This window comes from Sporacetigenium mesophilum DSM 16796 (assembly GCF_059569055.1).
In genome coordinates this window covers 1-24,284 of sequence record NZ_JCANUR010000007.1, presented here as the reverse complement: position 1 = coordinate 24,284, position 24,284 = coordinate 1, and the positions used below count along the sequence as shown (strand labels likewise).

The following is a 24,284-nucleotide window of genomic DNA, read 5'->3' as shown; positions in this document are numbered from 1 at the left end:
AAAAAACCTCTCATCCCAAAAGGGACGAAAGGTTATTACTTCCGCGGTACCACCCTGCTTAGCTTTACAGCTCGCCTTACATGTACAGAAGAAATATTTTCTTCGATACTGTCCAATATGATAACGGATTGGATCCGGCTAAGTCTACTCTCAATAAAGATTTCGGTTAGCAACTCTGGGATGTTCTTCGATATAGGTTTCATGTTGGGCTCCCACTACCGCCAACTCGCTGTGACTACGTCCTATACTTACTCTTCCCTTCACTGTCTTTCTTTTTATTCTTATAATTTATAATTCTAATATATTGTACACTATATGTCAATATATTTCGAATATATTTAATAATATTAATTATCTAAGATATATTATGCTTAGTAGTATATATTTGTATACGTCTTTTTTAATAAAATTTTAGTAATTAAAATTTTTATTTATATAATCTTCTATTTCCTCAGCAGTTCCTAATTTTAAAACTTCAGTTACAAAATTTTTCGTTTCTTCATAACTTAGAGAACTTATAAGCTTTCTAGCAGGAAGTATAGATATAGGACTCATACTAAATTCATCTAGTCCCATTCCTAGGAGTATTGGTATCATTCTTTTGTCACCAGCAGATTCACCACACATACCAACCCATTTACCTTCTTTGTGTGCATTATCTATAACCATTTTTATAAGTCTTAACACTGCAGGGTTAAATTGATTGTAAAGATAACTTATTTTCTGATTCATTCTATCTACTGCACAAGTATATTGTATTAAATCATTAGTACCTATACTAAAAAAGTCAACGTATTTTGCAAGTATATCAGATATAATAGCTGCTGATGGAACTTCTATCATCATACCTAATTGAACATCCTTAGAGTACTTTATATTTTCTTTATCTAGGTCAGATTTTACTATATCTACTATTTTTTTAGATTCTAAAAGTTCTTCTAGTGATGATATCATAGGAAACATTATTCTAAGATTACCGTATACACTAGCTTTAAATATAGCTCTTAATTGGGTTTTGAATATGTCTGTTCTATCAAGACACAATCTTATAGCTCTATATCCTAAAAATGGATTCATTTCCTTTTCCATTTTTAAATAAGTTAGTTCCTTATCTCCACCTATGTCTAATGTTCTTATAACTATAGGCTTTGGATTCATAGCTTCAAGTACTGATTTATAGGCTTCAAATTGCTCTTCTTCACTTGGGAAGTTATCTCTATCCATGTATAAAAACTCTGTTCTATACAGCCCTACACCTTCAGCATCGTTTTTCAATAATCCTTCAACGTCCTTTGGAGTACCTATATTGCCGGCAAGTTCTACATGTCTTTCGTCACTTGTCTTACTTTCTTGCCCTATTAAAGATTGGAGAGATTTTCTTTCTTCATCAAATTTTAACTTTAGTTCTTTATATTTAATAATTTCTTCCTTTGATGGATTTAATATAACTTCTCCAGTATCTCCATTAAATACTATAAAATCTCCATCCTTAACTTCATTTGTTATGTTATTTAAACCAACTGTAGCTGGAATTTCCAAACTTCTAGCCATTATAGCACTATGAGACGTTCTACCTCCTATGTCTGTTAAAAAACCTAAGACTATTTTTTTGTTCATAATAGCTGTATCAGATGGTGTTAGGTCGTGAGCTATTAAAATAACTTCTTCATTTAAAGATGATAAATCCACTATATTTATTCCTAGTAAATGTCTCAACACTCTATATGAAACGTCTTTTATATCAGCTAATCTTTCTCTCATATATTCATTTTTCATATTTTCAAATATAGATACAAACATTTTTACTACATCATTAAATGCAGATTCTGCATTTATTTTTTCATTTTTTATATTATTTATGGTTTTATTAATTAATTCTGGATCTCCTAAAAGTAGTAAATGAGATTCAAATATCTTTGCTTTATCATCACCTAATTCTTTTTTTGCTTTTTCTTTAACTTCAACCAATTCCTTCTTTGATTTTGATATTGCATCTTCAAATCTTTTTACTTCGCAATCTATATCAGTTATTGTGTTTTTTTCTATATTTAATTCACTTTGTTTTATAACTAATGCACGTCCTAAGGCTATACCTGGTGATGCTCCAATCCCTTTGAACACTGTTATATCTCCTTTCAAAGTTATAGGTACAATTAAACCTCGGCTATATGCCGAGGTTTAGTTTAATATTATTCTCCAAATCCACTTTCTACTAACTCAACTAGTGAATTTATAGCCTTTTCAGCATCATCTCCATTTGCCACTATTGTTACCGTATCACCTTGACCTAATCCTAAACTCATTATTCCCATTATAGATTTAGCATTTACAACTTTATTCTTAGCTTTTATCTCTACTGTAGATTTAAATTCTGAAGCTTTTTTTACAAACATACCAGCTGGTCTAGCATGTAATCCACTTGCATTTTTAATTGTAACTGTTTTTTCCATTTTAGAACCTCCAAAAATTATATAATTATACTTCATAGTTTTTCCGAAGAGTATAATATTATTTATTATTCATATCATTTATAATATCCCAAGTAATACTCTTGGTCAATTTATCTTTATTTATACTTTTCATATCTATTATAATGTTTTGTGAATTTTTCACATAATTATTTACAGCAACAACTGTTTTTTCAAAGTCGTATAAGGTTATTCTTTGAGCTCCTTGGTTTTCTAGTTCTTTTTCATAAATAGAATATATTAAATTTTTATAATCAAAATCATCATGTAGATTTAATAGTTTTCCCAACTCTGGAACTATATTTTCAAATAAAGTTCTCAATGACGGTTCCTTTTTTATATTTAACTTATTACAAAGTTTGGATATAGTATCCTTACTTACATTTTTAATTAAGTCAAAACAATAATCTTCATGGTATTTATTATTCTCGATAAAATAATATCTTACACCGTCATATTGACCATATACCTTTTTGGCATCAAAATATCCAAGTTTTATATTTTTAACAACATTTTCTTTATCAAAGTTTAAAAATCCACCTAAACTTTCTGAAGGAATTATACTTTTTATATGAGAACCTTGATTTAGCTTATACTTTTCTTTTTCATTGTTTTTTAACCTTATTACAACAAATTCATCGTATCTTTTTTTTCTAAGTAATCCAACTGGTAGATTATCGTAAAAACCTCCATCTAAATACAGTTTGCCGTCTATTTTTTCTAATTTGAATATAGGTAAACTTGCGCTAGCTATTAAATAATCTATTAACTTTTTGTCTGGTATATCTTCAATATAAATAGGATGCGGATTTATCTTTTTGTCCCACCACACAGTAACCATTCCAAAGTCTTTTTTAGAATTTCTTATTTTTTCTTCGTCTATAGTATCTTCAAGATTTTTCCTTAGTGGTGATATATCTATTCCATCATTTTTCAAAGCCTTAGTTAAAAAAGATGCAATAGTATTAAAATTCTTAGGGTTAAAATCTATATTTTTTATTTTTTCATATGTTGATTCATCTATATCCATAAAAAATCTATAGTTAGCTTCTAACCATATATTTTCTATAGTTTCTATATCATCTTGAACTATATATGCACCATTTAATGCACCAACAGATGTTCCTGCAACACCATCAAATTCAATCCCCATTTCTTTTAGAGCTTTATATGCACCTATTTGGTATGCACCTTTTGCTCCCCCACCTTCTAATATCAAACCTCTCATAGTATCACCCACTAAAATAATGTTAATTGAACAACGTCATTAGAAGTTAACTTAGTAACTCTAACTCCTAAAAGTCTTATTGGTTCATGTTTGTACATTTCTTTGAATATTTGTTTTACTGTATTGAATATTAAATCATTATCGTCTGTTGGATTTATCAACGTCTTTTGGTGAGAATATGTTACAAAGTCAGAATTTCTTATAGATACACTAACTTGACTTGCCAAAAGTTCTGATTTTTTGAGTCTATATATTACAGTATTTGTTAAATCAAAAAGTACACTGAAAGCATCTTCTTCATCATCAATATCATAAGGCATTGTTGTAGAGTTACCGATACCCTTATGTTTTGCATTTCTTTCCTCAAGTACATCTGAGTTGTCAATTCCATTTGCAAATTGATAAAGCTTCATTCCAAAACTTTTAAATATTGTTTTTAAAGTATTTACATCGTAGTTTGCCAATTCCCCAATGGTTTTAATATTTAAATTTCTAAGTTTTCTTTCACTTGCTTTTCCAACCATAAATAGTTCTCCTACAGGAAGATTCCACATTTTTTCTTTTATTTCCTCTTTATAAATTGTATGAATCTTATCTGGCTTTTCAAACTCAGATGCCATCTTTGCCAATAGCTTATTATTTCCTATACCTATGTTTACAGTAAATCCAAGTTCATTTTTTATTCTTTCTTTTATCTCAATAGCCTTTTTCATTTCAAATCCCTTAAAGTGAGAACAATCTAAAAAACACTCATCAATTGAAAATCTTTCTATTAATGGGGAATATTCTTTAAGTATTTCTACCATTGCATTGCTACAATTCCGATAAATTCTAAAATCTGGTGGATATACCTTTAGATTTCTACATTTTCTAAATGCATTATAAAGCGATTCTCCCGTTTTAACTCCAAATTTCTTAGCTCCTATTGAACCTGCAAGAACTACCCCCCGTCTACTATTAGGGTCCCCTCCTATTACAGAAGGTATTTTTCTTATATCTATATTATTATTGTTTTTTAACATATCTACAGCGGTCCAAGAAAGAAATGCAGAATTAACATCTATATGAAATATTATTTTATCCAATGATTTCACCTCATATAAGATTATACAAAACATATGTTTGTGGGTCAAATTTAAAGAAGCTGAGGAATACTCCTCAACTTCTTTAACTCCAGTTATATCCTATTTCAAATGCTTTAATATTTGCTTCTATTGCTTTTGTTGGTACATATTCTTTTATAACATCTATCCATATGTTTTTATCTATAATATCTTCTATTTGTTTTGCCATTATACCTAATAAAAATGTATTTGCAACCTTATTATTTCCAAGTTTATTTCCTTCTTCCATTGCATCTATTTTTATAACATTATATTTACTTTCTAAATACTTCTCTATATTATCTGGATATTCGTGAACTTCCATAAGAACTGTATTAGGTGCTGTTTGATATTTATTTAAAATTACTAAAGCACCTTCTTTTAATACATAACTCCATCTATAAGCTTCCAGTGGATCAAGTCCTAATAATATATCTCCTTGGCCTACAGGTATATTTGGAGAATTTACTTTATCTCCTATTCTTATACTTCCCCAAACCTTACCGCCTCTTTGTGATAATCCTACAACATCATTACTTTTTATATCAAACCCAGCTCTAAATCCTACTTGGCTTATTATTTCTGTTGCTAGGACAAGCCCTTGTCCTCCAACTCCAGTTAATAATATATTTTTCATAATATCCCTCCTATTTATTTTCACCAGATCTTTTTATTGCTCCAACAGGACATACTTGAGCACAAACAGAACATCCAACGCACATATTAGGATCTATAGATGACTTTAATTTTTCTATACCTTCGTATTTCTTCATTTTTATAGGAGGGCAATTTGTTTTAACGCAACTTCTACATCCTATACATATACTAGGATCTACATAGAAATAAGGCTCTTTTATTTTAAAGCCAAGTGCACATGGTCTAGATGTTATTATAAATGATAATCCATTTCTTTTTATTGCATCGTTTATTGTTTTCTTTGAATTAGAATATTCAAATTGATCTATTCTTGTTATATCTTCAAATCCCATGGTTTTAAGTAATTCTTCTATATTAATATTCATATCTCCATGTTTTGTATTTGATCCTGAACTTCCATTAGGTTGGCCACCTGTCATAGCTGTAGTTCCATTGTCTAATACTATTACAGTCATGTTTTCATCATTGTCTAGTTGATGTAATAAGTTTACTGCACCTGGAAGACCTGAGTGGAAAAACGTTCCGTCGCCTATAACTGCAACCAAGGGTCTATTGTCGTTTAACTTACTATATGTTTTTCTCATACCCTTTATTATTCCAAGTGATGAACCCATACTTATATTAACTTGAGATACTTCAAATGGATATAATAATGCCATACTATAACAGCCTATGTCCCCTATAACAAAGGCCTTTGATTTTTTCAATATATCAAATACTGGTCTATGTGGACATCCAGAACAAAACATAGGAGATCTAGGTACTGTGTCTATAGGAGTTATATCTTCACTTATTTTATCTTCTATATTTATTAATCCAGCTTTTATAAGTCCATTTTCTATATCTTCTATTTGTAATTCACCTGTAAATGAAAAATATTCCTTACCTTTGCAATCTATTTTATTTGTTTTTAATTCATTTTCTATAAATGGAGTCATTTCTTCTAAAACTATTATATTTTTGTATTTTTGACTTAATTCATTTATTCTTTGTATTGATATTGGATATACAAGACCTAATTTGTATATTGATACATTTGGATTTATTTCTCTTAGATGTTCATATACAAGTCCAGAGGTTATTATTAATGTATCACTATTTTCTACTTCATATAATATATTTAAGTCACTATTATAAGCATATTCTTCTAGGTTTTGTAATCTTTCCTTCATAAAATATTGAGCTTTGTTTGCATGAGGAGGAAGCATACAATACTTAGATATATCATTTTTAAACTCTTTTATATTTACTTCACTTCTATCTTCTAATTCTACTATACCCCTACTATGACATAGCCTACTAGTAATTCTAAGCATTGTAGGAATCTGGTATTTCTCACTTATTTCTAAACCATATTTAGTATATTCTTTTGCTTCATTACTATTACTTGGATCAAGTATTGCCATATTTGCAAACTTGCCAAATATTCTATTGTCTTGTTCATTTTGTGAACTTGCAAGTCCTGGATCATCTCCACTTACTAATAAAAAGCCTCCATTTATAACAGTTTGGGTAAATGTCATAAGTGGGTCAGCAGCTATATTTACACCAACGTGTTTCATAGAACACATAGTTCTTGCCCCTGCAAAAGAAGCTCCCATAGATACTTCTAATGCTACCTTTTCATTTGTAGAAAACTCTGAGTATATTTCATTATATTGTTTTAAACTTTCTAATATTTCTACTGTTGGAGAGCCAGGATAACTTGCTGCAAGTATACCTCCTGCCTCATAAAATCCCCTAGCTATAGCTTGATTTCCTGTTAATACCTTTTGCATAGTTACCCCCCTATAATTTAGTTAAATAATTTCCACTAAAAACTTATGTATATAAATCTGTCAATATGCCGAAAATTAAAATGTTATAAAATTGTGAAAGGAGAAATAATATGAGAACTAATAGAAGAGTCATAGAACCAATAGTTGCTATATCTAAGGGTACATCTGAAAGTACATCTATAAAAGAAGCTTTGGACATGCTTCCTATAGATAATATTATAAAACCTAATGATGTTGTAGTTATAACTCCTAATTGGGTTAAAAACAAAAAACCTAATACTGGTACTGTAGTTGGTCCACACACATTGCAAACACTTATAAGATATGTTAAAGATAAAAATCCATCTAAAATATACATAGCTGTTGGATCTGGTGGTGGCGAAACTCCAGATGTTATGAAACAAGTAGGATATAAGGAAATTATAGACAACGAAAACATTGAATTTGTTGATTTAAACTACGGCCCATATGTTGATTTTGAACTGGGTCATAAAATAATAAAAACTACTCCTATAAATAAATTACTAGATGAATGTGACGTTCTAATATCATTTACTCAACTTAAACATCACGAAGAAGCAACTATGAGTGCATCAATAAAAAATATAGCACTAGGATGGCCCCCATCGGAAATACATGGAACCCCTAAAAAAATTACTGGAATACATGAAGACTTACATGGGTTTATATATTCTATGGCTTCAAAAATCCCTATAGATTTAGCTATAATAAGCTGCGATAAAGCTATGATAGGTACAGGGCCAAGTGATGGAAAATCTGTAAATACAGAAGGTTTGATAATAGCTGGAACAGATCCTGTAGCATGTGATACTATAGGTGCAAGATTTTTAGGATTTTTGCCTCAAGCTGTAGCTTATTTATATAAGCTATACCAAGATGGAGTTGGAGAAGCTAAACCTGAAAATATGACTTTGAAGGGATTAGAATTATCTAAAGCAGAAAGGTTATTTAGTCAAGCTGCTTATAATGCAAATATATCATTAGATAAAGATGGAATAAAGGATATTCATGGAACTAAGCCTGAAAATTAGAAAAGCTGCACATTTGTGCAGCTTTTTAATCTTTATCTTTATCTTTGTTCTTATTTTTATTTTTGTTCTTATTATTTTTTTCTTTCTTATCTTTTTTCTCTTTATTTTTTGAGTTATTTTGTTTTTGTGCTTTTTTATATTTCTTTTCATCATCTTTTACTTTTTTGTAGTCTTCTTTAAGATTTTCCATACCATCTTTTATTCCTATGCCTAACTTATTTGCTGTTACACCTATTCCCTTTTCACTTTGTATAAATATATTATAAACTTCTTCTACTGATTTCCCACTTTGATCTGCAAGGGATTTTATAGTAGTCATTTCCATTAGATTTAAACCTGATATTTTATTTAATAATTCTTCACTTATTTCTTGTCCAAATACTAGTTTTGCTGCTTCTACGTTTCCAATAATTATATTTTCTGCAGTAACTACTTCTTCTGTAGCTACTTCTTCTTTAGCTACTTCTTCTGTAGGAGTTTGTTCTATTGCAGATTGTTCTAAGTCTTGAACTAATATATCTTCTGTTTTATTTAATACCTCATAGATTTGAGCTTCATTTGTATCTTCTACCATATTTAATATTTCTGTTATAGTTGTTTCATATCCGTCTTGAGCTATATTTATAAGTTCAAGTTTATTAGTAGATTTTGCAGATTCTACTTCAGCCAATCTTTCAAGTACTAAAGAAGATAAGTACTCCAGTCTTTTTTGTTCATCTTTAATAAATTTTAATTTTATGTTCTCTAATCCTCTATCAATAAAGTAAAATATATTTCCAGGATTTATTCTCGATTTTATTTCATTTGACTCAGCATATACATTATTTGTAGTAAATATAAGAGTTCCTACTAAAGTCAATATAATATGTATTTTCCTCATAATTACCTCCGCTTAGAATTCTATATATATTTTATCATATAAATACAAGTAATTATTTGGAAAAAAATACCTTAGCCAGAGACTAAAGTATTTTTTGTACTTATATAATTTCATTTATATTTCTAATTATTTTAACAGAATTAAAAAATATTTTTCTTTCCATTGATCCTAATTTTATATTTTTATTAAATTCTCCATATGGATCTACTAAATAAATTTTCTTAAATCCAGTTTTTATAAATGTTACAAAAGTTTGTTTTATATCATTTTCATTTTCACATTCAAAAAATCTAGGCTCTATTATTAATTTGTATTGAGCTGGTCTTATAGTTTTTATAGTTCTTTTATAATTATTAATAAATTCTTTTACATCTCTAGTGTATATATAATCAGATACACTTACATATATTCTTCTTTCAGATTCTTCTATGTAAAATTTAATCAAATCACAACCCCCTAACATACAATTATTTGTACATTATATGCTATGGCTGTATTTTAAATTCATCTATATGTAGTGCCTTTATTATTAAATTGTTTATATCTTCTTCTATGTTTTGTATATTCTTAATATCTTCATCACATAAAATATTTTTTGAACTTAATTTTATAATTTCCTTTGATAGTAAATCTATAGTGTTGTAATCTTCATTTTTAAATATTTTAAGCTCCATAACAGTATTTGGATAATAGTCGTATATGTATTTGCTCATTTTTTTTGCAAACAATTTAAAATAATAATCATATACTTTTGAGTTTAAAATTCCAATTATATATTCATGGCTAAATTGTTCTTTATATTCATCTTTTATATAAAATGAATACACATCTGCACTACAATACCTATTTTCTTTATCTATTGCAAACTTATTGAAACTCGATTTATATGGAAACATTATTTTTTCTTTTTCAAATTCTTCCTTACTTCTACCCCATTGGAGTTGGTACCAATTTCTAGTTCCACTTTTACATTCTCTTCTATTTAATAATTTTGATTTATAGTTGTTTATGTAATTTATACTACTTGAATATTTGTTTTCATTATCTATATCGTCGCTATATATTAAATTATATTTACTTTCATTTATAAAATATTTTTCTATATTTTTATTTTTTATCCATTTCTTTAGTAAATTTTCTTCTATATTGTATTTGTATACTTCATCATAGCTTAAAACAAATGCCTTATCACAACCAGTTATTATTCCTTGAAAACTTTCACAAATATCACTTAATTTATAATTTGTATTTTTTATTATATTTTTATATATATTTAACTTATATTTTGGAATAAGTAGCCATCTATCATCTAAAAGTCTTTGATTTAAAGTAAAATGTTCAAAAACGTTTTCTTTTAACAGATTGTTTAAATTATTATTTGTCAAATCTACAATTTCACCTTTTAGTTTGTATATACTTATATTATTGTCATTTGGAGTACTTTTCTCAAATGTTATTATTGAACTTGCTATTCCTATGTTTTTAAATATATCACATCCATAAAAATCTACTATTTCTTTTATTGTGCTATTTTCTTTTAAGTAATTTCTAAGATGCTTTCCACTTGGACTTTCTATAAAATATCTTGGAGTTATAATACTTGATATTCCCTTTTCTTTTAAAACATCCAATATCCTTTTATAAAAACAGTAGTATATATCAGATTTATCTTTGTATACTTCTGTATATTCTTCTGACAGCCATTTTTTATAACTTATATCCAACTTTTTGTGTCCTATGTAAGGGGGGTTTCCTACTATATAATCAAACTTATTGCTCCAGAATTCTTTGTATTTTGATTCTTTGTCTTCGTGTTTAATTAAACTATCACAACATACTATATTTATATCTTCAGTATAAACATAGGGATTTTTGAGTATAAAACTAGCTATTAATATATTCACTGCATTTTTATCTGTATCTGCTCCATATATACAGTGCTTTAATATATGATAGTGGATATTTTCTTTTATCCAATAGTTGTATCCTATTAAATTTATTTCATTTCCCATTAATTTTATTTTATATGTTTTATCTTTGTAATTTTCTCTTAAAATTTCTATATTATCTTCAAATTTCTTATATAAAATATCATAAACTTCTAATAAGAAATTTCCACATCCACATGATATATCCAAAATTTTAATACAAGGATTTTTTAATATATCTTCGTTTTTTATGGTTTTTTCAAGTATATAATCTACTATAAATTTAGGAGTATAATAAACTCCACAGCTTTTTTTGTTATAAATTTGCATTTGTTTTTCATGTATACTTCCCAATATATTATCATTATTTGATAATCTTATTTCCAATTTATTTATTTTATTATATATATCATTTATACTTATATAACTATCATCAGTTATATAGGAATATAATTCATCCATTTTATTTCCCCCAAAAAATTAATGTGATACATATATTATATCACAATATACATGTATCACATTAACATCTAGATATTACTATTTATAGTTATTTTGTATCCAGTTCATAGCTCTATCTAAGTTATAGTTTTCTCCTAGTTTTCTTAGATAATTTATTTGACTATAACTATCTAATGCCACTCCTCTAGATAAATTAGGATTTAATTTAAAATAATTTTGATCTAGTAACTTAGAGCAAAGAGAGCAACTAAGTGCTGTATTTGCATTAAACATTAAAGACAATAAAGGTGTAGATGGATTTTTGTGAGTAACCCATTCTATAGCACCCCATCCAGTTGTGCTACCTTCTATACATTCAGACTTATATCCAGTTCCTATAGATAATAATCTTATGTTCTCTAGACTTTCATTTAAACCTTCTCTGTCTATAGCATGTATTAATGCTACTAGACTTGGATCATTTGCAACTACTCCTCCATCTATAAATCCTTCATGAGATGGAAAATAAATAGGTGCTGCACTGCTAGATAATGCAGCGTCAATAACGTATATTTCAGATGTAGTTGACCAAGGTAGATTATTCAAAAACACAGGTTGCCAGCTTTCATCCTCCCCTTGGCATCCTAAGCTAAATGTTGGTATTATAACGTATTTTTTTAAATCTTTTAACTTTAAATCCTCTGGAAATACTCTTAGTAATAGCTGTTTTAAATTATGATTGTTGTATTTAGGTCTTACGAGTTCTGAGTAAGATGGAGTAAATACAGTCTTTACGTTTTCTTCATTAAATATATCCCTTATATCTCTTGGGTTTAGTCCATAAGCCAAGGCTAAGGCAATTATAGATCCTATAGATGTACCAGAAAATAAACTTGTTTTCTCTATTATATCTGGGTTTAACTCATATAGTCTATTGACTAATGTGGCTGAAAGACAACCTTTCACTCCTCCACCATCAAAAGACATTATGTTAAATGTACTTTTATTCCAATTTCTTATTTTATTTTTATGTCCTTTTTTAATTTTAATCTTGGTAGCCATGTAAACACCCCCTGTTTTTAATATCAAAAAATATATCATTATATAATATGCTATAAGTAATATATGGTGAATATATATTAAAAAAAGCCCGCTATATAGCGAGCTTTTAAATTCCTAAATATTCTAATATACCTTCAACTATTCCTTCACTCAAAAGATCTTGATATTTAGGATTTGTTAAGTTTTTTTCATCTTGAGGGTTTGATAAAAATCCAGTTTCTATTAATATTCCGGCCATATTTGTTTCTCTTATAACTTCAAAATTTTGAGGTAGTACACCTCTATCCCTTGTATCTACATACATAAATATGTTTTCATGTACTATTTGTGCAAGTTTTTTAGAATCTTCAGTTCCACGGGCATAATAATATGTCTCTAATCCACTAGCTGTATTTTGACCTTGTTCTGAATTTTGATGTATAGATATAAAAGCATTAACGCCTAGAGCATTTGCAGTATCTGTTCTTTGATCTAGTGTTAAAAATGTATCATCAGTTCTTGACATTATAACTTCTATTTGCGGATATTCAGATAATTTTGAACCTATTTTTTTTGCTATTTGTAAATTAACATCTTTCTCTAAATCCCCTTTAGGTCCCTTAGACCCCTGGTCCTTACCACCATGGCCTGGATCTATAAATATTTTATATTTCTTTATTGATGTATCTTTTGATGCTGATTTAAGTTGAGTCTCTTGTTTTATTGTTTGTTCTTTAGCTTCTTTTTTATGTGTTTCATATTTACTCACTAAAGTAGTTACAAATAAACTCATGCCACATACTATTGTGCTAAGTGCTAGTATTAGAATAGCAACCCTTGTTTTTTTAATTCTTCTTCTCTTCTTTGTTCTCCTGACTTTACTACTCATATACCCACCCTTTTATATTTCTTATGTCATAATTTTCTCTAAATGTAATTTTATCATGATAAGATGTTTTTTTCAAACTAAAAAGCATTTCAATTGCTGAAATGCCGTATAAATGTTTATTGAGTCGTATTAGGTATTATAGTACCTTGATTATTTGTTTGTTCAGGTGGTTGCTGTGGAGTTTGTGTATTATCTTCATTATTACTTTGACCTGGATTTGGATTATTACCTGTATTATTATTTGGATCTAGATTAGTATTATCTCCGTTATTATTTGGATCTGGATTTGGATTATTACCTGTATTATTATTTGGATCTTCTGTATTTACAGGTGGCTTAGGATTATAAACTGGAGTTGGTTTTGGCTTACTATCTTTAGGTTTTTTTACTATTACAGGAGCTTTAACTATAATTTTTTCTTTTTCAACTACTAAATCATTTCCATTTATACTGTAATCAGCTACTTGGAACGATTGTAAAAACATTGCTGGTATATATACTTCATTTTCCCTGTATATAGACTCTGTATCTGTAGGTACATTCCATCCATCTACATTAGTTACATTAAGTGGTTCATAATGATCATCTATTTTTGCAAATGATGCATATTCCTTGACTGCTATATCTTTTCCATTTACATTAAAAATATATCCATCTTCCATTTCTTTATATTCTCCGCCTAATTTTTTTACAAATAGTTTTACAGGCATATATTTTTCATTATCCTTAGTAATTAATTCTATACTTTGTGAATATGAACTATTTCCAAGTATTATTGATGACACTAAAGTAGTTATACCTAGGGTAATAATTTTTCTTTTCATAATTTTTCACCTCCCTATAAATTAATATATAATAGAAGTTTCCGAAAAAACTATTACGTCTTTGTGCTCACTATTGTATTCCCAAGCTGTATCTTCACCTTCCATAGGTTTTGCAATTGCTACTACCTTATCTAAATTTTTATCAGTATTTAATTGATTTATCTTTTTTATTAAAAATTCTATTTGATATAGTGCTTCTGCATCTTCTAATGTATCGGGCATTTTCATATCTATCTTTGTAAAATTACTTTCTTGTTTTATACCTTTTATTTCAAATTCCTTTGGTATAGAATTTTCTAACCTTTTAGTTATTAAGCTATATCTTTTTAAAGTTATATAACTTTTATCAATACTTTTAGTAAATATTATTCCTTTACTTATTTTAGAGATATCTCCAGAATAATTTCTTGCATCATTTTGATTTTTAAATATATATATCTGCGATTGTTTTACACTTTTATCTTTTTCAACTGATTTCTTATATAATTCTTCTGATAAATAGTTTGCTTGGTCAGGTCTTATTTCATCTTTCATAACTATATTGTAAACTGATTTTTTTTGTCCATTTTCTTCAATTATATTTTCGGATACAATCTTATAATCTTGCTCTGATATTACTTCAAACTGCTGTGACTTTACAACTTGTCCACCATTTTTCTTAAATAAATTATCTACCCTAGTTTCCCCTTGACTTAATGTAAATCCTAAAGTTACAAATATTGTCCCTAATATAGCCGCAACAGTTATTTTAAACTCAGTTCCCCTTAACTTACTCAATTTAAGCACATCCTTTTTAAATGTATGTATATACCTATTATACCAAAATATACTAATTGTCAGGACAAGTATTTGTATACTAATTTAGACATATGTCTACATTTAAATATATAAAAATCGCTTCGCTCATGTCGCCAACAACCAGATGGGACCTCGCTTAAGTTTATTAGTTGGAAATAAAACTAAGCACTTATCAAAAGATAAGTGCTTAGCTTCATTTATTATAAAAACATTGATACTCCTGGTCCTAATGGTAGCCCTGCTATCATCCATATTATTAATAATATAGACCAGAATATTAAAAATCCAATTGAGTACGGTAGCATCAGTGATATTAATGTTCCTATACCAGACTCTTCATCATATTTTTGCATAAATGCAACTATAACTGCGAAGTAAGCCATAAGAGGTGATATTATATTTGTTGATGAATCACCTATTCTATATGCAACCTGAGTTAACTCCGGTGAGTATCCTAATCTCATAAACATAGGTACAAATACCGGTGCCATTATAGCCCATTTAGCTGAAGCTGAACCTATGAATAAGTTTATAAATCCTGTTACTAATATAAACAGTATAAATAATATCGGTCCTGATATTCCTGTAGCTGCTAACAAGTCTGCACCTTTAACAGCTAATATAGTACCTAAGTTAGTATAGCTGAAATATGCTATAAATTGAGAAGCTACAAATGCTAATGCAATATAACCACCCATTGAAGACATTGATTTAGATAATTTAGATGCAACGTCTTTTTCTGTCTTTATTGTTTTTGCAAATTTACCGTAAACTACACCTGGTAAGAAGAATCCAATAGCTATTATTGGAACTAAACCATTCATTAGTGGAGAGTGGTCCATTAAACTTCCATTTTCAGGATTTCTTAAGAATGAATTTTCAGGTATTGCTGCTACTACTATTAAGGCAACAAATGCTAGTAAAGATAAGTTAGCATATAGTAAACCTTTCTTTTCATCTTCAGTAATAGTACTTATATCTGTATCTAAGTTTTCAACTTTTTTATTGTATTTTCCTAGCCTTGGTTCTATTATTCTATTTGTTACTATTGTACCTATCACAGTTATTATAAATGTAGATATAAACATAAAGAAATAGTTAGCTGTTGGTGCTACTACATAAGCTGGATCTAATATTTTCGCAGCTTCTGTACTTATCCCACCTAGCATTGGGTCTATAGTTCCTAGTAATAAGTTTGCACTAAATCCACCAGAAACACCTGCAAATGCAGCTGCTATACCTGCAAGTGGATGTCTCTTAAATGTTAAAAATATAAGTCCTCCTAATGGTACTAATACAACGTATCCTGCATCCGATGCTATATTTGACATAATTCCTAAAAATACTACCATTGGAGTAACTAATTTTGCTGGGGTTACTGAAACCGTTTTCTTTAATATTGCTGATATATATCCTGTTCCTTCTGCTACTCCAACCCCTAGCATAGCAACTAAAACAACTCCCAGTGGAGCAAAGCCTGTAAAGTTAGTTACCATGTTTTCTAACATATACTTTATACCATCTGCACTTAATAGGTTTACAGCGCTTACTGTTTGCTCAGTAAGTTCCATAGTACTTCTGTCTATTAACTCAGCTGTTACTGACAATCCAGATACTGATGCTATTGCAGATATTATCATTAGTGCTAAACAAAATATAGCAAATAAAGTTATTGGATGGGGTAATTTATTACCAATATATTCTACCCCATCTAACATCTTCATCACGAATCCCTTTTTTTCATTTATAACTTTTGTTTTGCTTTTCATATGCGCCTCCCTGTTTTTATTTTTAGATTATATTACAAAAATATTATGTAAAGTAATCATTTCCATTATACCTTCTTTCGACAAAATTGTCAAACTTGTTGCAATAATTTATATAAATCAGTTTTTTTTCACATTTTGTACAATAAAAAATCCAAGGCTAAATACCTTGGATTACAGACGCAATTATATACTTTTAACCACCTAGAGTTACATCTTGGTTATCATACCAACTCAAAGCTTCACTTATATGGTCAGATTTAAAATCAGGCCAATAATCATCTACTACATAAAAATCGGCATATATAGATTGAACTGGTAAAAATCCGCTTAATCTTCTTCTACCACCCCATCTTATTATTAAATCCATTCTAGATACATCAGAAGATTGAATATGGTTATGTAAGTTATTTTTATTTACTCCCTTTGCTTCAGCTAATGTATTTAAGTCCCAGTGCCAACCATAATTAACTAATAGATTTACTTTCATTTGATTTTCTTTAGTTTCTCCCCTAGTTGTATACGGCATAAGTTCTTTAGGAAACATTGGAGATTTTGTATTACCTACAACAAGTAATGATTCGCCTTCATTTAAGACAATGTTAGCAGCATCTATACATGCCTTGGTAAATGCTTCCTTTTGATAAGCTGGCCTTTTTGTATTATCTGTTGTAAATCCATAAAACGTCATTTCTTCTACCCCTAGGCTCTTACATATTCTAAGAGCTTCGAGTGCTGGATCTAATCCATTTTCATATCCTTTTTCCTTTGTCATTCCCTTATCTTCAGCCCATCTTCTATTTCCATCAGGTATTACACCAATATGTTTAGGAATTCTCATGATAATCACCTCTTACTTGGTGATTATTTACATGTATGCAATTTTTATTCCTAAAATAAAAAAAATCTAAGGTTAATTCCTTAGATTTATGTTAAATGAGTAAGTCTGTAAGCGGAGTTCTGTGTTAGACAGTCATCTATCTAGGCTTACTGTCGCCAGTAAGCTCAAGCGACCTACCTACGGAACGGGAACGAGCAGCCCCCTTTTTAGTTCCTACTTGGTCTTGCTCCAGGTGGGGTTTACATAGCCAACTAGTCACCTAGTTGCTGGTGAGCTCTTACCTCACCTTTCCATCCTTACCATGCTTACATGGCGGTCTATTTCTGTTGCACTATCCTTAAGATCACTCCCACTAGGTGTTACCTAGCACCCTGCTCTACGGAGCTCCGACTTTCCTCGTGTATTCAATAGAATACCCGCGACTATCCGGCTTACTCATTATTTAGTTTTGTTGTCAGTAATATATATATTATCATGTATACGTTCATATGTCAAAAGTAAAATTATGTAATAAAATATAAAATATTGTTTTTTCAAATGGATTATTTTTGTTCCTTTGTGTTAAAATACTATGGGGTGATTAAATTTGTTTAAAAATATGACTAAAAAAGATATATTAGATTATTTTAAAGATACAGTACATACTATAGCTTCTTATGACAAAGATTCTATGATAGCTTTAGAAGGCGAAAACTGTAACCACGTAGGCGTAATACTTTCTGGAACTGTAGATATAAAAAAAATATCTACTTCTGATAAAGTTGTAATTATGGCGCATTTAAGTATTGGAGATTTATTTGGAGAGATAGTAGCCTTTGCAGATGTAAAACAATATCCTGCGACAGTTATTGCATCTTCTAAATGTGAAGTGATGTTTGTGAATCCAAATGAGTTTGTTAAATTTTATAGTCATAATCCAGAATTTTTATCTTCTTTCTTAGGAGATCTATGTAATAAAATTTTGACACTTAATAATACTATAAGAAATCTTTCATTTGTAAGTATACGTCATAAAATAGTAAACTACATATTAGATCAATATAAGATGCAAAATAATGTTTTTGTAGATTTGAGCATTTCTAAACAAAGACTATCTGAGTATTTAGGAATTCCTAGACCATCTTTATCTAGAGAACTTATGAATATGAAAACCGATGGATTAATAGACTACGATAGAAATATTGTAAAGATAATAGACCTAGAAGGTTTAGAGAATATACTTACCCAATAGTACAAAAAAGGATGACATAAGTCATCCTTTTTTGAGCAACAGACCTGTTTTTCAAGGTTGTTGGCGATATGAGCGTAGCGAATTTTAATACTTTATTCCGCTCCAGTATATGTTTTCTTTCATTTTAGCTATTTCTGGTAATTCAACACCTTCAAGAGCCCATTTTTTATATTCCATAAATCCAGTTCTATCAATTATATATCCTATATGCTCTTTTCCATTTGGAGCTTCTGGGTCTATATATTCATGAACATATTTATAAGTGTTTAATATTATTTTTGTTATACTTTCTTCATCACACCATACTATGAAATCTTCAGCAAGTCTAGGATTTTTCTTTCCTGATCTGCCCATTAATGCAAGTCTATAGTATTTATTTTCACTTCTAGTCCATGCACTTGTAGGACAGTTTATAACACACTCTCCACAACCTATACATTTATCATGATCTCTTACTACTTTATGGTTTTCAAACTTAAGAGCCCCTGTTGACATTTTCTGGCACTTCTTAACGCACGCTCCACATTCTACACATCTATCTTTTTCGTATTCCGGTAAAGCCATACCTATTATTCCGAAATCATGCATTCTAGCTTTTATACAGTCATTTGGACATCCAGTCAATGCTATTTTAAAGTGATAATCATTAGGGAATACTGCCTTTTCTATTCTAGATGCAAATTCTGTAGTGTTGTATTGTGCTTTAGGGCACATTTTGTTACCAATACAAGAAGCTATATTTCTAGTTCCAGCTGCTGAGTATCCAGTGTTAGGATTTTCTTGATTTATACCTAATTTTTCTATTACTGGTTGTATAGCTTTATTTACCTCGCCCATTTTTTCCATTGGTATTCCAAGAATTTCAAATCCTTGTCTTGTAGTTATATGAACTTTTCCATCTCCATATTCACGAGCAACTTTTGCAACTAATTCAAGACATTCTGGATCTATCAATCCACCTGGTACTCTAATTCTAACTGCAGTTTCATATTTATGTTTAGTTATTCTAAATGCATTTTTCATTACTTTTCTTATATTAACATCTCTGACTAATTCCATGAGAATACCTCCTAATCCATAAGATTTTTAGCAAATGTGTAGTTAAATACAGGTCCTTCTAAACATATATACGTCTCATCCATTTTACAGTGACCACATTTACCTAATCCACAACACATTTTTCTTTCATAAGAAACCCATATGTTTTCTTCTTTTATTCCTTTTTTAAGAAATTCTTGTATTGCAAATTTCATCATTATAGGTGGTCCTACTACTATTGCTACTAAATTGTTTATGTCTTTCACAGGTAATTCAGGAATATATTTAGTTACTAATCCAACATTTCCTTTGTAATCTTCTTCAGCTCTATCAACTGTTAATATTACGTTTAATTTGTCATCCCATCTTTGGAAATCTTTTTTAAATAAAACGTCATCTGGAGATCTAAATCCAGCTATTAAGTTAAACTTCTCGCATTTATCTATATTGTCATAGTAGTGGTTCATAATTCCTCTAACTGGAGCTACAGCACTACCCCCAGCCACTACTAATATTTCTTTATTTTCAAATAAACTTACATCAAATCCATTTCCGTAAGGACCTCTCATAAAGAATCCATCGCCTACGTTTAATTTGAATAACTCATGAGTTACTTTCCCTACTCCTCTTATAGTAAGGTCAACATAGTTTTCACCTATTCCAGATACTGATATTGGACATTCTCCAACTTTAGGTATAGATACTTCGTAAAACTGTCCTGGAAAAACATTTGTAGTATCTGTCTCCATTTTAAATGTCCACTCTGCATCTGTATGTTTTGTTATATCTAGTATTTTAGATTTATATGGCAGGTACGGATTCTTCATTTTTATCAGCCTCCTTATTTACAAAATCATATACTTTATTTATACAAGTTGAGAAAGATATATATTGAGGACATGCATCATCACATCTACCACATCCTACACACATATGGTATCCGAATTTCTTATTAAAATCATATACCTTATGAAGAGTTTTAAATCTCATTCTATCTCCCTTATTTTTTCTAAATGAGTGTCCACCAGCCATGTCCGTATATCCATCTACTTGACATGAGGCCCATACTCTTCTTCTTTCTCCGTTATTTTCATTGTCTTTATAGAATATATCTTGCATACTAAAACACGTACATGTTGGACATGAGAAGTTACATCTTCCACATGCTATACAACGACTATTGTATTCTTCCCAAAGTTCAGTTGCTTGAGATATTACTAATGGATCTAAGTCCTTAGGTACATTTACATCTACATTATTTTTCTTTACATAAGCAACTTCAAATTCAGTATTTTCACCACTGAAGTATTGTGCTAGATCTTCATCTTTTATATCTAAGAAAACTTCATCATTTTCTAATTTTAATCCCATTGAGTATTCTTCAGTTTTATTAGATCCCATGCTTACGCAGAAACAGTTTCTAAAGCTTTGTTCACATCCTATTAAAACGTATTTAACCTTATCTCTAAGTCTTTTATAATAATAGTCAGGATCTTGACCGTTGTTTAAATATATTTCATCTACTCTTTTTAATCCGTGTATATCACATGATCTTAAAAATATTAATATCTTTTTATCATCAATTGAAGGTTCTATATAAGCATCTTCTGTAAAATAAAATAATGTTTGAGTTATCGGTAGTACTATTTCCTTTGGAGAAAAACTTGCCTTCTTATTAAACTCAACTTCTTCTATTGATTTTATTGTATTGTATCTTACAACATCAGTATCTGAATATGTTCCTTTAAAAGGCATAGATACCGGTGCATAAACTTTGTATTCTTTTTGTAGATTATTAAGTACATCATTAAAATTTTGCGTAGACAATTTTATCTTCATATTCATCACCCTCTCTAATTTATTATTTAAATAGTTTTTTCTGTATTTTTACCTAGCATATAGTACCCAGCACCTACAAATATGGCTCCACCTATTATGTTGCCTATAGTCGCTGCAGTTAAATTGTGTATATATCCAGCCATTGATACTGTTTCTGGATGTGGTATAAACATTGATATTGATAATAAAGTCATATTTGCAATACTATGTTCAAAACCACTAGTTATAAATGCAAATAAACACCAAAATATCATTATTAGTTTTCCTGATTCACTAGTCATTCTTATAGAGCAAAGTAAAGCAAGGCAAACTAATATATTACATAAAATACCTCTAAAAACAATTTCCATAAATGGAGCACTCATCTTAGCTGCTGCCACAGTATTTATAAAATCTGTAACTGGACCTTTATTAACAAGACCTGTTAATACAAATAATCCTGCTACTATTACTGACCCTATAAAGTTTCCTATATAACTATATGTCCATATTCTCAATGTATCTTTACCACTTACTTTTTTATTAAGCCATGCAGATGTCATTACCATGTTATTTCCTGTAAATAACTCTGAAGCTGTCATAATTACTAGGCTTAAGGCTATACCAAAGGATAATCCCATTGCCATTTTAGTAAATGGAGACTGAGCTGCACCTAATTGCCCACCAACTGAAAATATAAGTATTATTCCAAGACCTACGTATAATCCAGCATATAGTGATGCTATTAAGTATTTAATTTTACTTTCATTTAATAAATTCACTTTGTTTATCGCTAAATTAGATACTTTTTCTAATGTTTCTTTAAACATTAAAGTGTCCTCCTTAAGTTAGTTAATATTTAACTTTGATTAAATTTTAACATCAATGGCAATTGTTTTCCGTGATATTTATCACACTTTTGATAATTTATTTAAATTTTTTTGTATACACTAATATTCTTGCCTGTTAACAGATTAAAGCTTATACTAAATATAGAAAAAATTTTAAATTTAAGGGTGTTAAAATGAATAATAAACAAAGAAAAAAATCACAAGAAACACGTAAGCTTCAACAAAAACTAAGTAGGCTTTTTCAAGTTAGGAAAACTTCTACTACTATCGAGTTAATCGGTATTTTGGTTTTTGTATTTAGTAAAGTATATTTGGATGGAATTTTAAGCAACTTAATACAGGTAGCAGGATTATTAGTTATTTTATCTGGTTTTATGTATAGAAAATATTGCGCTAAATGTCCTTACTGTAATAAATCTATATATAAGTTATTGGGGGATATAAATAAGTGTCCTCATTGCAGACAAAGCTTTAAAGAAATAGATAAAGGGATAGATTAATTATTAATCTATCCCTTTATAGTCCCTTAAAATAATTTGCTAATGCATGTTTTTTTACATATATAGTTTTGTTTTCCATTTTAATTAATTCTTCTTTTTCAAGTATTTTCATAGCTCTTGATATTGTTTCTCTTGGACATCCTAGCATATCTGATAAATAGGTTATTGATAAACTTAAGTTTATTACAGTCCAATCCCCACTTTTAACTCCAAAATCTTTAGCTATCTTCCATAACTTCGCTGCTAATCTTTTTTCTATTTTTATAGATGATGTGTTTTTTAGTTGTCTATACAGTCTTCTTATTCTTTTCTCCATATATGAAATAATATTTTTAGTAAGTGTAAAATCATCTTTCATGATTTCTAGTATATCTTTTATAAAGCACTCTAATATTATTGCATCTTCAAAAACCTCACATCCTACAACAGATGTATTTCTCTCTATTAGTATTTCATTTAAAACTTCTCCACTATTTAATATATATATTATCTTTTTTTCTCCATTTTCTCCAGTTTTAAATATGGTAGCTTTTCCTTTTAACAATATATATACCTTGTTTATATCTTCTTTTTCTCTAAATATAACTTGTTTTTTAGATATATTCTTCAATATACATTTATCATAAAAATTTTTTTTAGTTTCTTCTTTTGTTCCTTTTAATATAAATATTTTATCTAAATCTTCTATCTTAAGTTTTTTCATAAACATTTCCTTTCTATCTTTTTATAAAGGATACATCTATTATTATATATAAAAAAAGAAGCGCATATACGCTTCTTTTTTAAATGGCTACGTCCTACTCTCCCAGGCAGCTTCCCACCAAGTACCATCGGCGCTAAAGAGCTTAACTTCTGTGTTCGGAATGGGAACAGGTGTATCCTCTTTGCTATAGTAACCACATAGTTTTATTGTTAAGGATTACAGTAGCTAAAGCTACTGCATGCTGACTTACAACGAAATCAAGATTTCTGTAAATCATGCAGTTAACACACTAAAAACTAAACAGCATATTAATGGTCAAGTCCTCGACCTATTAGTATTCATAAGCTAAATCCATTACTGAACTTACACCTTGAACCTATCAACCAGGTAGTCTTCCTGGGGTCTTACCCTTACGGTGGGAAATCTTATCTCAAAGTCGGCTTCGCGCT

23 protein-coding genes, 2 rRNA genes, 1 other RNA gene and 1 other annotated feature are annotated in these 24,284 nt (G+C 29.2%); of the genes, 3 read left to right on the top strand and 23 right to left on the bottom strand.

Annotated features, from left to right (window positions below; translation table 11 throughout):
• Positions 1-17: 17 nt before the first annotated feature.
• Positions 18-273 (bottom strand) — a binding site (T-box leader).
• A gap of 138 nt (positions 274-411) precedes the next feature.
• From ptsP to BS62_RS07465, 6 genes are all read right to left on the bottom strand, one after another.
• Positions 412-2,121: a phosphoenolpyruvate--protein phosphotransferase gene (gene ptsP, locus BS62_RS07490; RefSeq protein ID WP_496490640.1), complete on the bottom strand. Its 1,710-nt coding sequence runs from the start codon at positions 2,119-2,121 to the stop codon at positions 412-414.
• A 68-nt stretch (positions 2,122-2,189) separates the two neighbouring features.
• Positions 2,190-2,450, bottom strand: a complete 261-nt coding sequence (locus BS62_RS07485; RefSeq protein WP_496490639.1) for an HPr family phosphocarrier protein — start codon at positions 2,448-2,450, stop codon at positions 2,190-2,192.
• A 58-nt stretch (positions 2,451-2,508) separates the two neighbouring features.
• Entirely contained in the window at positions 2,509-3,696 is a 1,188-nt protein-coding gene (locus BS62_RS07480; RefSeq protein WP_496490638.1) for a patatin-like phospholipase family protein, read from the bottom strand.
• Positions 3,697-3,707: 11 nt separating this feature from the next.
• On the bottom strand, positions 3,708-4,781 hold the full coding sequence (locus tag BS62_RS07475) for a Y-family DNA polymerase (RefSeq protein ID WP_496490637.1): 1,074 nt from the start codon (positions 4,779-4,781) through the stop codon (positions 3,708-3,710).
• Between the two features lie 82 nt (positions 4,782-4,863).
• Positions 4,864-5,436 carry an indolepyruvate oxidoreductase subunit beta gene (locus BS62_RS07470; protein ID WP_496490636.1) on the bottom strand — a complete coding sequence of 191 codons (573 nt, stop codon included), beginning with the start codon at positions 5,434-5,436 and terminating at the stop codon, positions 4,864-4,866.
• Positions 5,437-5,446: 10 nt separating this feature from the next.
• Positions 5,447-7,234, bottom strand: a complete 1,788-nt coding sequence (locus tag BS62_RS07465; RefSeq protein ID WP_496490635.1) for a thiamine pyrophosphate-dependent enzyme — start codon at positions 7,232-7,234, stop codon at positions 5,447-5,449.
• 110 nt (positions 7,235-7,344) lie between these two features.
• Between BS62_RS07465 and BS62_RS07460 the strand changes: the two genes are divergently transcribed.
• The gene (locus tag BS62_RS07460) at positions 7,345-8,286 is read left to right on the top strand and encodes a DUF362 domain-containing protein (RefSeq protein ID WP_496490634.1); all 942 of its coding nucleotides are present in this window, start codon (positions 7,345-7,347) and stop codon (positions 8,284-8,286) included.
• 25 nt (positions 8,287-8,311) lie between these two features.
• Here the strand turns inward: BS62_RS07460 and BS62_RS07455 are convergent, their stop codons facing one another.
• The 10 genes from BS62_RS07455 to rnpB form a co-directional block, all read right to left on the bottom strand.
• On the bottom strand, positions 8,312-9,166 hold the full coding sequence (locus tag BS62_RS07455) for a DUF5667 domain-containing protein (RefSeq protein WP_496490633.1): 855 nt from the start codon (positions 9,164-9,166) through the stop codon (positions 8,312-8,314).
• Between the two features lie 100 nt (positions 9,167-9,266).
• A complete protein-coding gene (locus BS62_RS07450) occupies positions 9,267-9,611 on the bottom strand; it encodes a hypothetical protein (RefSeq protein ID WP_496490632.1) in 345 nt (114 codons plus the stop codon).
• 40 nt (positions 9,612-9,651) lie between these two features.
• Positions 9,652-11,556: an N-6 DNA methylase family protein gene (locus tag BS62_RS07445; protein WP_496490631.1), complete on the bottom strand. Its 1,905-nt coding sequence runs from the start codon at positions 11,554-11,556 to the stop codon at positions 9,652-9,654.
• 78 nt (positions 11,557-11,634) lie between these two features.
• Entirely contained in the window at positions 11,635-12,597 is a 963-nt protein-coding gene (locus BS62_RS07440; protein WP_496490630.1) for a patatin-like phospholipase family protein, read from the bottom strand.
• A 106-nt stretch (positions 12,598-12,703) separates the two neighbouring features.
• Positions 12,704-13,465 carry an N-acetylmuramoyl-L-alanine amidase family protein gene (locus tag BS62_RS07435; protein ID WP_496490629.1) on the bottom strand — a complete coding sequence of 254 codons (762 nt, stop codon included), beginning with the start codon at positions 13,463-13,465 and terminating at the stop codon, positions 12,704-12,706.
• Between the two features lie 116 nt (positions 13,466-13,581).
• Positions 13,582-14,289, bottom strand: a complete 708-nt coding sequence (locus BS62_RS07430) for a hypothetical protein (RefSeq protein WP_496490628.1) — start codon at positions 14,287-14,289, stop codon at positions 13,582-13,584.
• Between the two features lie 21 nt (positions 14,290-14,310).
• Positions 14,311-15,066, bottom strand: a complete 756-nt coding sequence (locus BS62_RS07425; protein WP_496490627.1) for a hypothetical protein — start codon at positions 15,064-15,066, stop codon at positions 14,311-14,313.
• Positions 15,067-15,287: 221 nt separating this feature from the next.
• A complete protein-coding gene (locus tag BS62_RS07420) occupies positions 15,288-16,856 on the bottom strand; it encodes an AbgT family transporter (RefSeq protein ID WP_496490626.1) in 1,569 nt (522 codons plus the stop codon).
• Between the two features lie 193 nt (positions 16,857-17,049).
• Positions 17,050-17,694 (bottom strand): polyprenyl diphosphate synthase, encoded by a 645-nt coding sequence (gene uppS / locus BS62_RS07415; protein ID WP_496490625.1) that lies wholly within the window; start codon positions 17,692-17,694, stop codon positions 17,050-17,052.
• A gap of 92 nt (positions 17,695-17,786) precedes the next feature.
• Positions 17,787-18,132: RNase P RNA component class A (gene rnpB / locus BS62_RS07410), an RNA gene on the bottom strand.
• A 148-nt stretch (positions 18,133-18,280) separates the two neighbouring features.
• Here rnpB and BS62_RS07405 point away from each other — a divergent pair.
• Positions 18,281-18,925, top strand: a complete 645-nt coding sequence (locus tag BS62_RS07405) for a Crp/Fnr family transcriptional regulator (protein WP_496490624.1) — start codon at positions 18,281-18,283, stop codon at positions 18,923-18,925.
• Positions 18,926-19,009: 84 nt separating this feature from the next.
• On the opposite strand, the gene asrC is transcribed toward BS62_RS07405, so the two are convergent.
• Genes asrC through BS62_RS07385 form a run of 4 tightly spaced genes read right to left on the bottom strand, consistent with a single transcriptional unit; the run spans position 19,010 to position 22,611 of the window.
• Positions 19,010-19,984, bottom strand: a complete 975-nt coding sequence (gene asrC / locus BS62_RS07400; protein ID WP_496490623.1) for a sulfite reductase subunit C — start codon at positions 19,982-19,984, stop codon at positions 19,010-19,012.
• An 11-nt stretch (positions 19,985-19,995) separates the two neighbouring features.
• A complete protein-coding gene (gene asrB, locus BS62_RS07395; protein ID WP_496490622.1) occupies positions 19,996-20,790 on the bottom strand; it encodes an anaerobic sulfite reductase subunit AsrB in 795 nt (264 codons plus the stop codon).
• Positions 20,765-21,802 (bottom strand): anaerobic sulfite reductase subunit AsrA, encoded by a 1,038-nt coding sequence (gene asrA / locus BS62_RS07390; RefSeq protein ID WP_496490621.1) that lies wholly within the window; start codon positions 21,800-21,802, stop codon positions 20,765-20,767. The genes asrB and asrA overlap by 26 nt, the downstream gene beginning before the upstream one ends.
• Positions 21,803-21,828: 26 nt before the next feature.
• Positions 21,829-22,611 (bottom strand): formate/nitrite transporter family protein, encoded by a 783-nt coding sequence (locus BS62_RS07385; protein WP_496490620.1) that lies wholly within the window; start codon positions 22,609-22,611, stop codon positions 21,829-21,831.
• 194 nt (positions 22,612-22,805) lie between these two features.
• Between BS62_RS07385 and BS62_RS07380 the strand changes: the two genes are divergently transcribed.
• On the top strand, positions 22,806-23,132 hold the full coding sequence (locus BS62_RS07380; RefSeq protein WP_496490619.1) for a hypothetical protein: 327 nt from the start codon (positions 22,806-22,808) through the stop codon (positions 23,130-23,132).
• A 16-nt stretch (positions 23,133-23,148) separates the two neighbouring features.
• Here BS62_RS07380 and BS62_RS07375 read toward each other — a convergent pair whose 3' ends face one another.
• The 3 genes from BS62_RS07375 to BS62_RS07365 form a co-directional block, all read right to left on the bottom strand.
• Positions 23,149-23,835, bottom strand: a complete 687-nt coding sequence (locus BS62_RS07375) for a Crp/Fnr family transcriptional regulator (RefSeq protein ID WP_496490618.1) — start codon at positions 23,833-23,835, stop codon at positions 23,149-23,151.
• Between the two features lie 81 nt (positions 23,836-23,916).
• A 5S ribosomal RNA gene (gene rrf / locus BS62_RS07370) occupies positions 23,917-24,033 on the bottom strand.
• 113 nt (positions 24,034-24,146) lie between these two features.
• Positions 24,147-24,284: ribosomal RNA gene (locus BS62_RS07365) — 23S ribosomal RNA — on the bottom strand; the annotation flags it as partial.

Bases quoted from the DNA above. Each gene is read 5' to 3' on its own strand.
- BS62_RS07470 (WP_496490636.1), bottom strand. From the start codon at position 5,436: ATGAAAAATATATTATTAACTGGAGTTGGAGGACAAGGGCTTGTCCTA.
- BS62_RS07420 (WP_496490626.1), bottom strand. From the start codon at position 16,856: ATGAAAAGCAAAACAAAAGTTATAAATGAAAAAAAGGGATTCGTGATG.
- asrA (WP_496490621.1), bottom strand. From the start codon at position 21,802: ATGAAGATAAAATTGTCTACGCAAAATTTTAATGATGTACTTAATAAT.
- asrB (WP_496490622.1), bottom strand. From the start codon at position 20,790: ATGAAGAATCCGTACCTGCCATATAAATCTAAAATACTAGATATAACA.
- BS62_RS07375 (WP_496490618.1), bottom strand. From the start codon at position 23,835: ATGAAAAAACTTAAGATAGAAGATTTAGATAAAATATTTATATTAAAA.
- BS62_RS07465 (WP_496490635.1), bottom strand. From the start codon at position 7,234: ATGCAAAAGGTATTAACAGGAAATCAAGCTATAGCTAGGGGATTTTAT.
- uppS (WP_496490625.1), bottom strand. From the start codon at position 17,694: ATGAGAATTCCTAAACATATTGGTGTAATACCTGATGGAAATAGAAGA.
- BS62_RS07430 (WP_496490628.1), bottom strand. From the start codon at position 14,289: ATGAAAAGAAAAATTATTACCCTAGGTATAACTACTTTAGTGTCATCA.
- BS62_RS07445 (WP_496490631.1), bottom strand. From the start codon at position 11,556: ATGGATGAATTATATTCCTATATAACTGATGATAGTTATATAAGTATA.
- BS62_RS07440 (WP_496490630.1), bottom strand. From the start codon at position 12,597: ATGGCTACCAAGATTAAAATTAAAAAAGGACATAAAAATAAAATAAGA.
- BS62_RS07455 (WP_496490633.1), bottom strand. From the start codon at position 9,166: ATGAGGAAAATACATATTATATTGACTTTAGTAGGAACTCTTATATTT.
- BS62_RS07460 (WP_496490634.1), top strand. From the start codon at position 7,345: ATGAGAACTAATAGAAGAGTCATAGAACCAATAGTTGCTATATCTAAG.
- BS62_RS07480 (WP_496490638.1), bottom strand. From the start codon at position 3,696: ATGAGAGGTTTGATATTAGAAGGTGGGGGAGCAAAAGGTGCATACCAA.
- BS62_RS07485 (WP_496490639.1), bottom strand. From the start codon at position 2,450: ATGGAAAAAACAGTTACAATTAAAAATGCAAGTGGATTACATGCTAGA.
- BS62_RS07385 (WP_496490620.1), bottom strand. From the start codon at position 22,611: ATGTTTAAAGAAACATTAGAAAAAGTATCTAATTTAGCGATAAACAAA.
- BS62_RS07380 (WP_496490619.1), top strand. From the start codon at position 22,806: ATGAATAATAAACAAAGAAAAAAATCACAAGAAACACGTAAGCTTCAA.
- asrC (WP_496490623.1), bottom strand. From the start codon at position 19,984: ATGGAATTAGTCAGAGATGTTAATATAAGAAAAGTAATGAAAAATGCA.
- BS62_RS07435 (WP_496490629.1), bottom strand. From the start codon at position 13,465: ATGAGTAGTAAAGTCAGGAGAACAAAGAAGAGAAGAAGAATTAAAAAA.